The following is a 16805-nucleotide window of genomic DNA, read 5'->3' as shown; positions in this document are numbered from 1 at the left end:
ACGGAGGAAACTATATGGAGAATCATTCTTCTTCAAGAGAAAAGAAAAATAAACGAAAATATAAAAAGACAACGATAATAAGTGTATTGTTAGCGATATTATTATTTGGCGGATTTGGATATGGTACTTACGTATATATGAAAACTTCTAATCTCGTACAAAAATCAAATGTTAATTTGGCACGTGGTGAAAAATCAAATTTACGTGAGGAAACGGTAAAACCGATTACTAATAATGTTTCACTTTTAATTATGGGAATTGATGAAAATCAAGAGCGACAAAAGGAGTATAATGGTGCATTTCATACAGATGCACTGCTGTTAGCTACTTTTAATAAAGATGATAAGACTGTGAAATTGACGAGCATACCACGTGATACATACACATATGTTCCGGTTGAAAAGAAAAAAGATAAAATAACGCATGCATATGGAAGTGGTTTCGTTAAAAATGGTAAAGATGGAGGGCCGCAAGCTTCAGTGGAAGCGGTAGAAAAGTTATTACAAGTGCCTGTTGATTATTTTGTAAAGTTTAATTTTAATTCATTTACTAAAATTGTTGATGGATTAGATGGGATTGAAGTAGATGTCCCAGTTGAATTTACGGAGCAAAATAGTAAAGATGAACCTGACGCGATCCATTTGAAAAAAGGACTACAAAAATTAACAGGGGAAGAGGCACTTGCCTTAGCAAGAACGCGTCATATTGATAGTGATGCAATGAGAGGACAGCGCCAACAACTTGTTATGGAAGCGATTTTAAGTAAATTAAAAAGTGTAGGATCGATTACGAAGCTAGAAAAAATAGTTGAGGCGGTTGACGGTGATTTTAAAACAAATTTAGTAATGGATGATATTTTATCTTTTTATAAATACGGTTTAAACAGTTCAGTTGAAAAAATACAATTAGCTGGTGATGATTTATACTTACCTAATGGCCCAAACGGCCAACGTGTATATTATTATAATCCTAATAAAAAAGATCTACAGAGTTTGAGCAATACTCTTAGAACACATCTAGGATTAAGTGAAAAGCAGATTGAGGAGAATTAAAGCAGATGTGATGTCTGCTTTTTTATTACGTTAAATAGTATGTCGTTTATATACAAATGTTATATACTATTTTCAAAATTAACATAATAGTGTAACATAAAGTTAAGGTTTAAGTTACATAACAGAGGGCCATCACATAGAATAAATGTTATTGATGAAAATAGTTTGGGAGAAATGAAAAAATAAGGGAGTATTAAAAATGAGAATTGTAAAGAATTTAACATTTCAAGTTATTGTGGCCATTATTTGTGGTATTGCAGTAGGAGCGATTTGGCCGAGTGTTGGACAAGAGATGAAGCCAATTGGTGAAACGTTCATCAATATGATTAAAATGGTTATTGCACCGATTATCTTTTTAACAATTGTGCTTGGTATTGCAAGCATGGGAAGTATGAAAAAGGTAGGCCGTGTTGGCGGGAAGGCACTATTATATTTTGAAATTGTTACAACAGCGGCTTTAATAATTGGTATCATTGTAGCGAATGTTGTGCGTCCAGGAGACGGATTAGATCCCTCAAAACTAAAAGGCGGAGATGTTTCACAATATGTACAAAGCGGGCAAGAAATGAAATGGATGGATTTCTTTTTACATATTGTGCCGTCTAACATGTTTGAAGCATTTGCAAAAGGTGATATTTTACAAGTTTTGTTTTTCTCCATTTTATTCGGTGCAGGGTTAACGATGTTAGGGAAAAATGGACAACCGGTAATCGACTTTTTTGAAAGATTATCGAAAGTATTTTTTAACATTTTATCAATTGTAATGAAATTAGCACCAATTGGAGCATTCGGCGGGATGGCGTTTACAATTGGTAAATATGGTTTAAGTACACTTATTCCACTTGGTAAATTAATGATTTGTGTATATGCAACAATGGCATTATTTGTTTTTATTGTTTTAAATTTCATTTGTAAATTTTATAAATTTAGTTTGTGGAAATATTTAGCGCATATTAAAGAAGAATTACTTATTGTTCTTGGGACATCATCATCAGAATCAGTATTACCGCGAATGATGACAAAGATGGAAGACTTCGGATGTTCGAAGCCGGTAGTAGGTTTAGTCATTCCGACGGGGTACTCTTTTAATTTAGATGGAACAACAATTTATTTATCGATGGCCACTATATTTTTAGCACAAGTCTTTCACGTCGATCTTTCACTAGGTCAACAATTAACGATAATAGCTATTTTGTTAGTTACATCTAAAGGAGCAGCCGCAGTAACAGGTGGAGGCTTTATTGTACTAGCGTCTACTTTATCTGCGATGAATGTTATTCCATTAGAAGGGTTAGCGCTATTACTTGGTGTAGATCGTTTCATGTCAGAAGCACGTGCTATCGTTAATTTAATTGGTAATGGTATTGCGACTGTAGTAGTTGCAAAAAGTGAAAATGAATTTGATAATGAGAAGTATATGAAAGTACTAGAAGAAATGAAAAGAGAGAAAATGGCCGGATAAAAAGTCAGCTTTGCTGACTTTTTTATTTTTGTAGAAAAGAGGTTTGTTATAATATACATTATTTATTAACAATAATTTACAGGTTTTTTGTAGAGAAGGGATGTAAAGACTATTAAATCAATACATAAAATTCAATGAGGTAGAGTGTTTTAAAAGATTATGGAATTTTTATGAATATTACTGTAATAAAATAATTTTTAAAAAATTTTCAATAATAACACTTTACAAAACTCAAAAAATTAGTAGAATAATAGTTAATAAGAATCTTCTGATAAATATATAAAGAAAAACAGAATTATCAGAAAATTCTTAAATGAGAGCGTTAAGAATTAGGGAGGGTACAGAAAGTGAAAAAGAAAAAAATGAAAAAACTAACAGCAGTTGTAGCACCAGTTTTAGCAATGAGTATGGCATTAACAGCATGTTCTACATCAGGTGGAGATAAGAAGACAAGCACAAATTCTAGCTCTGGCGGAGATAGCAAATCAGAAGAAAAATTAGCAGCGAAACAAGTACTAAATCGTACTGAAACAAATGAGATTCCAACAATGGATACTTCTAAAAATACAGATACATTAGGTTCTCAAATTTTAGGGAACACAATGGAAGGTTTATATCGATTAGATAAAGATAACAAACCAATCCCAGCTGCGGCAGAATCAAGCACGAAGAGTGAGGATGGTAAAAAATATACATTTAAACTACGTAAAGATGCAAAATGGTCAAATGGTGATCCTGTAACAGCAAAAGATTTCGTATATGCTTGGCAACGTCTATTAGATCCAAAAACAGCTGCCGAGTATGCATTTATTGCATTCCCAATTAAAAATGCAGAAGCTGTTAATAAAGGGGAAAAACCTGTAACGGAACTAGGAGTAAAGGCAGTAGACGATCTTACTTTAGAAGTTGAATTAGAACAAGCAGTACCATATTTCTTAAACTTAGTAGCATTCCCATCTTACTATCCATTAAATGAGAAGTTCGTAAAAGAAAAAGGGGATAAATACGGTTTAGAGTCTGATACGACAGTATATAACGGACCGTTCGTTCTTACTGATTGGAAACATGAACAAGGATGGAAACTGAAGAAAAACGATCAATATTGGGATAAAAAGACTGTAAAACTAGATGAAATTAACTATAGTGTAGTAAAAGAAGTAGCTACTCGAGTGAATTTATATGATACAAATGCAATTGATTTTGCGCTATTATCAGGTGAATTCGTTGATAAGTATAGAAATAATAAAGAAGAGTTTGGTACATACTCACAAGTAAGTACATTCTTCTTACGTATGAACCAAAAACGTGGCGGACAAGATACACCGTTAAAGAGCCAGAAATTACGTGAAGCTATTGCACTTTCAATCGATAAGAAAAATCTATCAAACGTTATTCTAAATGATGGATCTAAACCTGCGGACTTCTTAGTACCGAAAGGATTAGCAACTGGACCAGACGGTAAAGACTTCCAAGAAACATTTAAAAACGGTATTAAACCAGATGCAAAAAAAGCAGCAGCTGCATGGGATGAAGCGAAAAAAGAACTTGGAAAAGACCAAGTTACAATTGAGCTATTAAACTATGACACTGGTAATGCGAAAAAAGTTGGGGAATATGTAAAAGATCAAATTGAGAAAAACTTAAAAGGTGTAACTGTTAATATTAAACTTCAGCCATTCAAACAAAAGCTGAAATTAGAAACAGAGCAAGATTATGATTTATCATATGCTGGTTGGGGACCTGACTACGCTGACCCAATGACATTCTTAGATATGTTCCAGTCTAATCATTCTCATAACCAAATGAGCTTCGCTGATCCGAAATATGATGATATGATCAAAAAAGCTGGCGGAGAATTAATGGGTGATGCGAAGAAACGTTGGGAAGAGCTAGGAAAAGCTGAGAAATTACTTCTTGAGCAAGATGTAGCACTTGTACCTTTATACCAACGTGGTGATGCATACGTTCAAAAACCAAATGCAAAAGGCATCGTTCACCATAACATTAGCCCAGAGTATAGCTTCAAGTGGGCGTACATGACTGAAAAAGATGGAAAATAATTTTTAAGCAGTGAGGCTATATTTAAGTGGATGTATATAGGTTTCTTAGCTTATTTTGTAGTGAGAATCTCATTATCCACTATAGAAAGATAAAATGATAGAGCATTCTAAAAGTAGACTATTTACTTTTGGAATGCTCTTTTATTATGAGAATACATGCGAATAAATAGATAGATGTAGGAAAGAACTTGTATCGTGATAATTGTAAAGAATACTCGTTACTATCACAAAAAAATAATTTTTAGAATATTTTAAAAATAACTTTACAAAACCGGAAAAATTAGTAGAATATTAATTAATAAGAATTTTCTGATAAATAAACATTAGAAAATCTCTCAAAATTAGTTTCGTACATATAATTGGGGAGGGTACAAAAATGAAGAAAAAGATGAAGAAGTTCACGGCGGTTGTAGCGCCAGTTTTAGCGATGAGTATGGCGTTGACAGCTTGTTCTGGATCTGGTGGGGAGAAGAAAACAACTACGACGTCTAATGGTGGCGGGGAAGAGAACAAATCCGAAATTAAATACGCAGCAAAACAAGTATTAAATCGTACAGAGAATCAAGAAATTCCGACGATGGATACGTCTAAATCTACTGATACGTTAGGGTCACAAATTTTAGGGAACACGATGGAAGGATTATATCGTCTTGATAAAGATAATAAGCCAATCCCAGCTGCTGCAGAATCTAGTACGAAAAGCGAGGATGGAAAAAAATATACATTTAAATTACGTAAAGATGCAAAATGGTCGAATGGTGATCCTGTAACAGCGAAAGATTTCGTATTTGCATGGCAGCGCTTACTTGATAAAAATACAGCGTCAGAATACGCATTTATTGCTTACTATATTAAAAACGCAGAAGCAATTAATAAAGGTGAAAAACCTCTAACAGATTTGGGGGCAAAAGCAGTAGATGATTATACACTAGAGGTAGAATTGGAAAAGCCAGTACCATATTTCTTGAATTTACTAGCATTCCCGTCATACTATCCGTTAAATGAAAAATTCGTAAAAGAAAAAGGCGATAAGTACGGTTTAGAAGCAGATACAACGGTGTATAACGGGCCGTTCGTGATGTCTTCATGGAAACATGAACAAGGATGGCAGCTAAAGAAAAATGATAAGTATTGGGATAAGAAGACTGTAAAATTAGAAGAAATTAACTATAGTGTAGTGAAAGAAGTTGCGACGAAAGTAAACTTATATGATACAGGGTCAATTGATTTCACACTACTATCAGGAGAGTTTGTAGATAAATATAAATCGAACAAAGAAGAATATGGCGAGTATGCAGAATCAAGTACATTCTTCTTACGTTTAAATCAAAAGCGTAACGGACAAGATACGCCGTTAAAGAGCAAAAAGCTTCGTGAAGCAATTGCATTATCGGTTGATAAAAAAGGACTGGCAAACGTTATTTTAAATAATGGTTCAAAAGCAACAGATCAATTAGTACCAAAAGGACTTGCGACAGGACCAGACGGTAAAGATTACCAAGATACATTTAAAAATGGCCTGAAATATGATCCGAAAAAAGGTGCAGCAGCTTGGGAAGCAGCGAAAAAAGAACTTGGAAAAGATCAAGTTACAATTGAATTACTAAGCTATGATGATGGAACTGCGAAAAAGATTGCTGATTATGTTAAAGATCAAATTGAGAAAAATTTAAAAGGTGTAACAATTAATACAAAAATTCAGCCGTTCAAACAAAAATTAAAATTAGAGACTGCACAAGATTATGAAATTTCTTATGCAGGTTGGAGTCCAGACTATGCGGATCCAATGACATTTATTGATATGTTTGAATCGAAGAGTCCATATAACCAAATGAGTTATTCAAATGCAAAATACGACGAAATGGTACAAAAAGCAGGTAATGAATTAATGGGTGATGCGAAGAAACGTTGGGAAACGTTAGGAAAAGCTGAAAAACTATTCCTTGAAGAAGATGCTGGGCTAGTTCCTTTATATCAAACAGGAAGAGCGTATGTAATGAAACCGACTGTTAAAGGAATTGTGAAACACAATATTAGTCCAGAATATAGCTTTAAGTGGGCGTATGTAACGGAAGGGAAATAAGAAAAAAGAAAAAAGAGCGTTTGAAAAATATATTATTTATTTTTTTTAAACGCTCTTTTGCTATCCAATTAAATTTAAATAGATAGAGAAGAATAAGAAAAGTGGTACTTACATATAGTAGATGGGGGAGAATTCGTATAGTAGTAATAGATTGTTATCGAAGTAAATAAATTAATTATTATGAATATTTTAAAAACACTTTACATTCCAAGGGAAAATAGTAGAATAATAATTAGTAATAATTTTCTGATAATTTAAATTAGAAATCTCTCAAAGTTAGTTTCGTACATATAAATTGGGGAGGGTACAAGAATGAAGAAAAAGATGAAAAAGTTTACGGCGGTTGTAGCACCAGTTTTAGCGATGAGTATGGCGTTAACAGCGTGTTCTGGATCTTCAGGTGGGGAGAAGAAAACGACAACGACATCTAATAATGGTGGAGAAGAGAAGAAATCTGATATTAAATATGCGGCAAAGCAAGTGCTAAATCGTACAGAAACGAATGAAATTCCGACGATGGATACTTCAAAAAATACAGATACACTTGGCTCACAAATTTTAGGGAATACAATGGAAGGTTTATATCGATTAGATAAAGATAATAAGCCAATCCCAGCTGTAGCGGAATCTAGCACAAAAAGCGAGGATGGCAAAAAATATACATTTAAATTACGGAAAGATGCAAAATGGTCAAATGGTGATCCTGTAACAGCGAAAGATTTCGTATTTGCATGGCAACGTCTAGTAGATCCAAAAACAGCTGCTGAGTATGCATTTATTGCTTACTATCTTAAAAATGCAGAAGCGATTAATCAAGGAAAAGGAGAAGTTTCGACATTAGGTGTAAAAGCGGTAGATGATTATACGCTTGAAGTAGAACTAGAAAGACCTGTACCATATTTCTTGAACTTAATGGCATTTGCGTCATACTATCCATTAAATGAAAAGTTCGTAAAAGAAAAAGGGAATAAATTTGGTTTAGAGTCTGATACAACACTTTATAATGGTCCATTTGTGCTTACTGATTGGAAGCATGAGCAAGGCTGGAAATTAAAGAAAAATGATCAATATTGGGATAAAAAGACTGTAAAACTAGATGAAATCAACTATAGTGTAGTAAAAGAAGTAGCTACAAGAGTAAACTTATTTGATACAGGTGCAATTGATTTCGCACTATTATCAGGTGAATTCGTGGATAAGTATAGAAACAATAAAGAAGAGTTTGGGGCCTATTCGGAAACAAGTACGTTTTACTTACGTCTAAATCAAAAACGTGGTGGGCAAGATACACCGTTAAAGAGCAAAAAACTACGTGAAGCAATTGCATTATCAATTGATAAGAAAGCTTTAACGAATGTTATTTTAAATGATGGTTCAAAACCAGTGGATTACTTAGTACCAAAAGGTTTAGCAAGTGGACCAGACGGTAAAGATTTCGCAGAAACGTTTAAGAATGGTTTAAAACAAGACTCCAAAAAGGCAGCAGCAGCATGGGAAGAAGCGAAAAAAGAACTTGGAAAAGATCAAGTGACAATTGAACTTTTAAATTATGATACTGGTAATGCGAAAAAAGTTGGGGAGTATGTAAAAGATCAAGTTGAAAAGAATTTAAAAGGTGTGACAGTAAATATTAAGTTGCAACCATTTAAGCAAAAACTAAAATTAGAATCAGACCAAGATTATGATTTTTCATATGGTGGCTGGAATCCAGATTATGCGGATCCAATGACATACCTTGATATGTTTGAAACAAAAAATTCGCAAAACCAGATGAGCTACTCAAATTCAAAATATGATGACGTTATTAATAAAAGTAAGACAGAATGGATGGCTGATGCAAAAAAACGTTGGACAGAATTAGGGAAGGCAGAGAAATTGTTACTTGAGGAAGATGTAGCACTTGTACCTTTATATCAAAGTGCTAAATCATATGTTATGAAACCGAATGTAAAGGGAATTGTGAAACATAATATTAGTCCGGAATATAGCTTTAAATGGGCGTATATTGAAGAGAAATAAAAAAGAGAAGAGCATTTTCAAGTTGCGGTATCGCACTTGGGAATGCTTTTTTATGTGCACTAATTATGGATGGGTGAATATATGTATTATAGAAAATTTAAAGGAGAATTTTATGAAACGAAACACATACATCGATTTCCTAGCTTATTATGGAATAGGGAGTGCTCATCCTGGTGGTTTTACGTTAACAAAACAACTGTTAGCACAATTGCCTTTTAGATATGGAGCAAATGTCCTTGAACTCGGCTGCGGTACGGGGAAAACAGCGGCGTATATGACAAAAGAGTGTGGTTATAAAGTAACGGCGGTTGAAAAGAATGAAATTATGATTCAAAAGGCGAAAGATAGATGGTTGTTTGAAGGACTAGACATTCAATTAATTGAAGGAAATGTAGAGCAATTACCTTGTTTACATGATTCATTTGAGTTCGTACTCGGAGAATCGATACTCGCTTTTACAGAAAAAGAAAAGGTTATTTCAGAGTGCTATCGTGTATTACAGAAAGACGGTAAGCTTGTTGTCATTGAAATGATTATTGATAGGCACATCGATAAGGGAGAGGAAGAAAAAATCGCTCAATTATACGGGATGAAAGAACTATTAACTGAGAGCGAGTGGGTACAATTATTTCAGAAAGCAAATTTTCGGCGGGTTACTATTGCTGGCGGTGGCACAATTGCCGAAACGATTTCTGGCTATATAGAAGAGCCGGAATGGAATGTATCACAATTTATTCCGAATGAGTTATATGAGGCATGGGTACAGCATGAAAATGTACGACTTATGTACCAACATATTTTAGGTCATCGTATTTTTATATGTGAAAAATAAAGAAAAAGAGTTGGCTAAAGATAGTCAACTCTTTACTTATGTTAAATGAAAAATAATGCAGCTAATGTAATTCCGAAGATGAAACCAAATCCGAGTTCAACACCCCAGCCACAACCGCCGCCTCCCCAGCCACCGCAACCACAATTACTACAACCACGACCACCACATCCACAGCCGCTGAATCCACCACCACAACCAAATCCGCAACTATCACATCTGCTAAGGCCGCCGCAAAGGTCGCAACCACCATTTGCATAAGCGTCATAGTATCCGAATCCTGAATCAAAAGATGAGCGCTGTTGCACCGGTTCAATCCATACAGAGCTTTGTGTCACATCGATTATTTTACCTAAATGTATACGGCCATCACGGTCTTCAATCCGAACCACTTTTCCGAAGTAACGTCGGCACGTATCATAACATTTTTGTCTATGCATATTCATTCCTCCTTCCCCATTACAGTAATACGATATGTAAGGGGGACAAGTGCGGCTTGTACGAATGCCCTAACTATCATAATTGTTATAGGAAAGGGGAAATATAGGAAGAGGATATATAAGGAGGAAAAGGCATGAAATCTACAGATCAGTTTCAGACATACGAAGTACCGTGGGAAGAATTTATTGAAGCATTGCGAGAGGAAATGAAAAAGCAAGTAGGGGCAGATATTATTGATACAGTAGTTTGCAATTTAGAAGATGGTTTTGAAGTGTATACATATGTGCAGGGGGATTTGGATTTTGAATATAAGGAAGCGCTGGAAAGGAAATACGGGAGTGATGTAAAAACTCCTAACGTGTTAACGATTATGTTATTAGCTGGCATTTATCGTACAAGTGAAGAGAATATACGCTTACATGCGGATCATAAAGATAATCCGATTGTTGAAGTGTATGTGAAGAAATGAAACACGCTGTGAAGGCGTGTTTTTTATTTGTCCCGCATTAACGGACAGTAAAATCCCCATCTCAAAATTCAGCGGAAGCAAAGAAGGGGGGCAGGGGATCAATTGTCCGTAAAAGCCCGATTGGTTCAACTAATAATAAGCGGGAGGTGAACCCCCCCCACTTATTAAAGTTTCACTTTATATGGTAAAATGTTAGAAAATTAAGAAAGATGGTGATGGTTTGAAAATTAAACATCTTAATTTAACAGTTTCAGATGTAGCAGCTACTAGAGAGTTTTTAGAAAAATATTTTGGTTTAACTTGTAGCGGGGCAAGGGGAAATGGCTTTGCAGTTATGCTTGATAACGATGGGTTTATATTAACGTTAATGAAAGGGAAAGACGTACATTATCCGAAAACATTTCATGTAGGGTTTCCTCAAGAAAGTGAAGAACAAGTAAATAAGATGAATCAAAGGTTGAAAGAGGATGGATTTTTGGTCGAACCTCCTAAGCATGCACATGCGTATACGTTTTATGTGGAAGCACCTGGTGGATTTACAATAGAAGTGATGTGTTAAGTCAAAAATCAAACTTTTTGTTATTTGTTTTCAATATAAAAAGTAGGAAAAGTCTGTTTTAAGTGTAGAGCTTAAACAGGCTTTTTTACTTATATGATCGGATAGAAAACGCTAGAAGGAATCATATTCAGTTTTTATCACTGTTTACATAATAAAGTTATGCTGCGTTCGTTGTCCTAAAATACAAGTCATATATCTTGTATCCTCTCATAAATTTAAACATAGGAATTTGTCTACAAAGGTGGCGAAGCCTCATCATGAAAATTCGAATTTGTGCCACATTCATGTTGTTTCTATTTATATGGTTACATCCTTTTTGGACTTTTGCAAAAGGAGAGGAGGCAAAGGAAAGGGTCGTTTCACTTGTATATGATGATTCGGGCAGCATGAGAAATAACGATCGCTGGAAATATGCCAATTATGCTTTGCAAAGTTTAGTTGCGCTATTAGATGAAAAAGATACATTTTCTTACGTTCCAATGAGCAAGCCGAATGATCCATTAAACATTTCGTTAACGAAGGATAAGAGACAAACGGAAATTGAGGGAATTGGAGCGTGGAAAACGTATTTAAATACTCCGTTTAGCGCAGTAGAAACGGCGATGCAATCTATAAAAAAGGAAGCAGATATAGATGGGAAACGTGAATTTTGGCTTATTGTGTTAACTGACGGGGCATTTAATGATTTAGAGAAAGATAAGATTGGCGGAAAAGAACAAATTACACAGAAGTTAGCACAGTTTAAGAAAGAAATGTATGCAAAAAAGATATCATTACATCCAATTTTAATTACGATGGAAGAGGATTTAGGACAGCAAGAAAAGGCACAACTAAATACGTTTAAAGAAATATGGAAGAAAGAGATAAATGGAGTTACGATGCCATCTAGTGGAGAGGATGGTATTGTAAAAAGCGTCAATCAAGTGGCGGCATTAGTTGCAAATCGTGATCCGTTCTCCTCTGTTGAATCGATTGTAAAAACGAAAGTAGTAGGGAAGAAAGTAGAGATTACAACACCATTTCCGTTAAAGCGTATGACGCTTGTGCGACAATCGCCTTCTCTGCCCGATTATCAGGTCACACAAATTTCTAAACCATTACAATTACAATCTTCTTTTTCCATACATGCACCAGGTGAAGCGAAATTGTTCGGAAATATAGTTCATATCAGTACGGAAAATGAAGAAGTTATTAAACCAGGAACGTATACGATAGAAGTGGACCGAGATATTGAGAAAGAAGGATTACAAGTACTAGTCGAACCGGCACTTAATTATACTGTTTCTACTTATGACAAAGAGGATAAGGATAGAAAAAATGTTGAGGAAATGTATGAAGATGTGACAGCTGTTATTGAAGCAAAACCTACTGAGTTGCCAGTTCAGTCTTCTTACTTTCAGGCCGAAGTAGAAATAGACGGGAAGCAATATGCGATGAAGTGGGACGATAAAAGACATGTATTTTATTACGAAACGAAGCTTACTAAAGGATTAGTACGCGGGAAAGTTCATATGAACATAAAGGGGTTTTACAGACAGACGAAAGAATTTAAAATCGAAACAACGAAAAAGCCTAAATTATCACTTCAAACTGTCACGAAAGATTATGAAGAAAAAGTAACAAATTTAGAGAATAGTAAACCATTTATTATACAACCACAGTTAGATGATAAGCCGATGACAGAAGAGGCTGTAAAAAAACTATTAAAATCTACTGGTGTCACATCTAAACAATCAATCAACTATGAAATAAAACAGCATGGTAATCAAATTTACATTTATCCTCGACCGCATTACTCCGACACGTTCAATTTTACAGATACCGGCACCGTAGAAGCTACCATCGTAGTGCAGGATTCAAAATTACCAAAAGTAAAGAAAGATATAACACTCCATATTCAAAATGCGCCGTTTTATGAAAAGTATGCGCTTATTTTTAAGCTTGTTATTCCTATCACTTTATTACTGTTAATAGTAGGAATAATCGTTTTAGGATGGATTGTCCGTCCAAGATTTCACCGGAAAGCATTATTGTATTACGAATGGGATCAAGAGGTAGCGAAAGATTGGTTATATCAATCTGAGCCAGAGTTACTCAAAAATAAATGGTGGAAACATTATTTTGGTATTCCGTATAGAGCAGAAAGAAAGACTGTGCAATCCGTTACGTTTATAGCAAAGAAAGGATCGAAATCGATATTTGTAGCGAAAGAGTCACAAGTAGTAGGAATGATTATTGATGGGATGTTTATAACAGAGGATGAGGTTGGAATGGAACATAAGACACTATATCCAAATGAACTTTTAGTAATTGATAGAGGATATGGTAAGGAGATTTACAAATACGAGTGTGAATAGTAGATGGGGAAAAGAGGAGAGTATTATTTTTCCCTCCTTTTTTCAAACAAGCAAGAATAGGAAGGTGGTTCACATGACGTTACAAGTTCCAACAATATTAATTGGTTTAGGTGGAATCGGTAGTACTGTGACACATCAAATATATGAAAGACTACCTGAGGAGCGCCGGAAAAAAGTAGCAATGCACGTATTTGATACAGATGTGAATACATTGAGTAAATTCGATCATATTCGAAAGTTTAAGACGCAAACGAGCTCTAGTAAAACACCTAGGGAGTATATTGCGGGAGATCCGACGATTCCAGAGTGGTTTCCGATGGATCCAACTATACTTGATAAACCATTAACAGAAGGAGCAGGACAGTTACGCGTCATTTCCCGTTTAGCGTTACGTGCTGCGATGAAAGAAGATAAATTAACGTCCTTTTGGCAAGAAATCGAGAAGATTTTTCCAGTTACAAGCGATCAAACGGAATATGGAGTACGTGTCATTATCGTAACATCACTAGCGGGCGGAACAGGTTCAGGAATGTTTCTACAAATTGCATTATATTTACGTGAAATGCTTCGAAAAAAACTGCAACATCACAACATTTTAATACGTGGTGCGTTTCTAATGCCGGATGTGTTAGTGAAGACGAGAACAGTTAGTGCGAAAGAGTTTGAAACGGTGCAAGCAAACGGCTATGCCTCGTTAAAAGAATTACATGCCATTACGCTCGGTTCTACAGGAGAACTATCCAAACGCGGCGGGGTTACGATTGAATTAGAGTATCGACCGGATCAAGTAGATGAGGATGGGAGAACAAATCACACGATTAAACAACACCATTTACCGTACAATTATTGTTTTTTATACGATTACGAAAATTTACATGGACACCATCTGCATAATTTATCAGATTATATGGAGCAAATGGCAAATACGATTTATTTACAATTATTTAGTCCGATGTCTGCAAATCATTTTGCACAGGAAGATAATCAAATTCAGCAATTAGCAGAATCAAGCGGGAAAGGGCGATATTGCGGGGCCGGAACGGCAAAGATTATTTATCCATATGAGCATGTGTTAAAATATTGTGCTTTAAAATGGGCCGTGCAAGGTTTAGATGAATCGTGGCTTCATTTAGATCAATTGTTTCAAGAGAAGAAGCATAGATATGACCAAGATGTAAAACGTGGTATGCAGCGTGAAAAGCCAGAGCGCGGGAAAAGTTATTTAGAAGATTTAGAACATCTTGCTACTCGTCCAGAGCAGGCTCATATTTTCTATAGACAAATGTACAATGAAACGCGTGAAGGAGCAGAAGGCGGCAAGGTTGGTGTTGCGAAATCTAAACTGTTTTTAGAAGCTGTAGAGAGTTATGTACAGCGTACGGTACAAAAAGACGAGGAATTAAATCGTCTGCAGCATGAGTGTAAAATTTCGGCTGCGAAGCTAAAAATGACGGAACAAATGAAAGGTGAAGTAGCAAGGGTCGATCATGCGGTTCGTTTATATGCGTATGCGATTCCGAGCCGTGTACATGAACATGTAACGACACTTTTATATGACATGATTGAATCAGACCGTTTTTCACCAAGTGGTTCTGAAGGCCAGTCATATCAATTAAATACATGGTTTTTAAAGAAAACAGATCCAGTTCATCCAGTAGCAGCTCGTTTTATGTTGTATGAAATTCGAAAGCAGTTAGTGGAAAAAATGAATCGACTACATGAAAATAATGAACAAAAGCGTAATTTAATTCAAAATTACGATAAGAAATTTAATGTGAGTAACATTGATGGAACGGTAACAGCTGTACGTCGAGTAGAAATTGCGCAACAACAAGGTTGGTTCGGAAAAATGATTAATAACCAGCAGCGTTTATTTAAAAAGGAATTTGAGGATATTGTAACGCAGTACGTACACAAATTAAACGAATACCGTAAAGAAATGCTATTAGAACTCGTTTATCAATCGTTATATCAAGCGGTTAATAAAATGATTCAATATTGGGAAAGGTTTTTTGATAATTTACATGAAACACGTGAAAATTTATTGTTCGAAATTCAAAAACGAAGCAAAGAATTTGAAGGGAAAACAAACCCAACGAATGTATACGTATTAGCGGAAGAGAAGTTACAAGAAAAGATATGGCAAGATATGCAACAACATTTAAATTTAGGTGTATTACCGAAAGATATATCAGCAGAAATTTATATGAGCTTATACGGGGAATATTGCCGGGATGCGAAAACAGAAGAAATTCAATCGAAAAAGGTAGAAGACTTTTATCGTGAGCACATACTAAGTTATTGCTATGATGAATTACAAATACGCTATCGCGATAAATTAGAGCTGAATATCGTTGAGGCATTACGAAAAGAAGCGGATTATAAGAATCGTGATCGTGATGAATATGTTCGTGAAAAAATTGAAGACTTGTTCCATTTAGCAAGTCCATTCGTGCCGAAAGTTTCTCATCATAGGGAATTACAATATTGGGGTATACACCCATCTTTAAAGAAAGAACTGCAAGAGGAATTAATGCAAGAAATGTTTAAAGAAAAAGATACAGTAAATGAAGCTTTCTCGCCATTTGAAGTCATTTGTTATCGTGCACATTACGGTTTATCACTACAAGACTTTCCTAAGCTTTCGTCTGGACATATTGCAAATGGATTTATGAATGATAAAGGTGATTATTTTCAGTCGTACTATCGCCGTGTAAACAAGTTGAATAGTAAAAAATCTAGTTTAACACCGCATTTAGATAAGTATTGGCACTTACCAGCATTCATGCCAGACTTAAATGCAACGCAAACGAAGTTAGATTATGATAAATGTAATCGAGCTCTTCTATACGCGTATATATATCGCTGGATTAGTTTAGTTGCTGTTGATGGTCAATTCGTGTATCAATATAACGGCGTTGGACGTAGTTTCTTAATTCAGTCGATGGGGAAAAATATTTCAAGCGAAAGTTATAAATTGCACAGAGCGTTACTTCATAATCCGTTCATTTATGAAAACATCTTATCCAGGTTTGAAGAAGAACAAGAAAAGGCGATGATACAAGGTGGGCATTTATATACACATCCATTTGTATTAGGTGCTCAAGATATTAGATGGCTACGTAAAGAGCATGTCCATAATATTTTAGATATGATTTTAATGTATGACCGTGAAGCGAAATATGATCCAACGTTAGAAGAAACTTCTGATGAATTATTAAGGTTATTCCTTGATGAAATTGAGTTATATTTCCAAAACTATTACGGTACAGGTGCCGATATGGTTGCCAAGAAAGAGAAAGAAATGTTTATTAAACAATTGTGGGATCGTTCGTACGCGAAAGGATACGTAGATCCAAATAGTGCGCCTTATAAAAAATGGCAAAATTTATTAAGCGTTCATGATGAAGAAGAAACGCCAAAAACGAATGTATAATGAATGAAAAGGGAATCCTTAAAAGTGGCAATACAACT

The 16805-nt window shown here is 35.1% G+C and carries 11 protein-coding genes; 10 read left to right on the top strand and 1 reads right to left on the bottom strand.

The window, feature by feature from the left end; genetic code table 11:
* Nucleotides 1–14 precede the first annotated feature (14 nt).
* From ACTFR9_RS10015 to ACTFR9_RS09990, 6 genes are all read left to right on the top strand, one after another.
* Nucleotides 15–1052, top strand: coding sequence for an LCP family protein (locus tag ACTFR9_RS10015; RefSeq protein WP_000427602.1), 1038 nt, complete (start codon nucleotides 15–17; stop codon nucleotides 1050–1052).
* A 199-nt stretch (nucleotides 1053–1251) separates the two neighbouring features.
* Entirely contained in the window at nucleotides 1252–2514 is a 1263-nt protein-coding gene (locus ACTFR9_RS10010) for a dicarboxylate/amino acid:cation symporter (RefSeq protein ID WP_001223621.1), read from the top strand.
* Between the two features lie 347 nt (nucleotides 2515–2861).
* Nucleotides 2862–4574, top strand: a complete 1713-nt coding sequence (locus ACTFR9_RS10005) for a peptide ABC transporter substrate-binding protein (RefSeq protein ID WP_000727521.1) — start codon at nucleotides 2862–2864, stop codon at nucleotides 4572–4574.
* A 376-nt stretch (nucleotides 4575–4950) separates the two neighbouring features.
* The gene (locus tag ACTFR9_RS10000) at nucleotides 4951–6657 is read left to right on the top strand and encodes a peptide ABC transporter substrate-binding protein (protein WP_000728455.1); all 1707 of its coding nucleotides are present in this window, start codon (nucleotides 4951–4953) and stop codon (nucleotides 6655–6657) included.
* A gap of 312 nt (nucleotides 6658–6969) precedes the next feature.
* Nucleotides 6970–8676, top strand: a complete 1707-nt coding sequence (locus tag ACTFR9_RS09995; RefSeq protein ID WP_229136659.1) for a peptide ABC transporter substrate-binding protein — start codon at nucleotides 6970–6972, stop codon at nucleotides 8674–8676.
* 112 nt (nucleotides 8677–8788) lie between these two features.
* Nucleotides 8789–9508, top strand: a complete 720-nt coding sequence (locus ACTFR9_RS09990) for a class I SAM-dependent methyltransferase (RefSeq protein ID WP_000828278.1) — start codon at nucleotides 8789–8791, stop codon at nucleotides 9506–9508.
* 41 nt (nucleotides 9509–9549) lie between these two features.
* Here the strand turns inward: ACTFR9_RS09990 and ACTFR9_RS09985 are convergent, their stop codons facing one another.
* Entirely contained in the window at nucleotides 9550–9945 is a 396-nt protein-coding gene (locus ACTFR9_RS09985) for a hypothetical protein (RefSeq protein ID WP_042875367.1), read from the bottom strand.
* 134 nt (nucleotides 9946–10079) lie between these two features.
* Here ACTFR9_RS09985 and ACTFR9_RS09980 point away from each other — a divergent pair, with 134 nt between their 5' ends.
* The 4 genes from ACTFR9_RS09980 to ACTFR9_RS09965 all read left to right on the top strand — a co-directional run bounded on the left by ACTFR9_RS09980 (nucleotide 10080) and on the right by ACTFR9_RS09965 (nucleotide 16767).
* Nucleotides 10080–10415, top strand: a complete 336-nt coding sequence (locus ACTFR9_RS09980; RefSeq protein ID WP_074540667.1) for a hypothetical protein — start codon at nucleotides 10080–10082, stop codon at nucleotides 10413–10415.
* A gap of 220 nt (nucleotides 10416–10635) precedes the next feature.
* Nucleotides 10636–10974 carry a VOC family protein gene (locus tag ACTFR9_RS09975; protein ID WP_074540668.1) on the top strand — a complete coding sequence of 113 codons (339 nt, stop codon included), beginning with the start codon at nucleotides 10636–10638 and terminating at the stop codon, nucleotides 10972–10974.
* Between the two features lie 257 nt (nucleotides 10975–11231).
* On the top strand, nucleotides 11232–13331 hold the full coding sequence (locus ACTFR9_RS09970; protein WP_229136660.1) for a vWA domain-containing protein: 2100 nt from the start codon (nucleotides 11232–11234) through the stop codon (nucleotides 13329–13331).
* A gap of 73 nt (nucleotides 13332–13404) precedes the next feature.
* Nucleotides 13405–16767 (top strand): tubulin-like doman-containing protein, encoded by a 3363-nt coding sequence (locus ACTFR9_RS09965; RefSeq protein WP_000175141.1) that lies wholly within the window; start codon nucleotides 13405–13407, stop codon nucleotides 16765–16767.
* Nucleotides 16768–16805 lie beyond the last annotated feature (38 nt).

This window comes from Bacillus cereus group sp. MYBK222-1 (assembly GCF_051916425.1).
GTDB lineage: Bacteria > Bacillota > Bacilli > Bacillales > Bacillaceae_G > Bacillus_A > Bacillus_A paranthracis.
This window is presented reverse-complemented; position numbering and strand designations above follow the sequence as displayed.

Bases quoted from the DNA above. Each gene is read 5' to 3' on its own strand.
- ACTFR9_RS09980 (WP_074540667.1), top strand. From the start codon at position 10,080: ATGAAATCTACAGATCAGTTTCAGACATACGAAGTACCGTGGGAAGAA.
- ACTFR9_RS10010 (WP_001223621.1), top strand. From the start codon at position 1,252: ATGAGAATTGTAAAGAATTTAACATTTCAAGTTATTGTGGCCATTATT.
- ACTFR9_RS09970 (WP_229136660.1), top strand. From the start codon at position 11,232: ATGAAAATTCGAATTTGTGCCACATTCATGTTGTTTCTATTTATATGG.
- ACTFR9_RS09985 (WP_042875367.1), bottom strand. From the start codon at position 9,945: ATGCATAGACAAAAATGTTATGATACGTGCCGACGTTACTTCGGAAAA.
- ACTFR9_RS10000 (WP_000728455.1), top strand. From the start codon at position 4,951: ATGAAGAAAAAGATGAAGAAGTTCACGGCGGTTGTAGCGCCAGTTTTA.
- ACTFR9_RS09995 (WP_229136659.1), top strand. From the start codon at position 6,970: ATGAAGAAAAAGATGAAAAAGTTTACGGCGGTTGTAGCACCAGTTTTA.
- ACTFR9_RS10015 (WP_000427602.1), top strand. From the start codon at position 15: ATGGAGAATCATTCTTCTTCAAGAGAAAAGAAAAATAAACGAAAATAT.
- ACTFR9_RS09990 (WP_000828278.1), top strand. From the start codon at position 8,789: ATGAAACGAAACACATACATCGATTTCCTAGCTTATTATGGAATAGGG.
- ACTFR9_RS09965 (WP_000175141.1), top strand. From the start codon at position 13,405: ATGACGTTACAAGTTCCAACAATATTAATTGGTTTAGGTGGAATCGGT.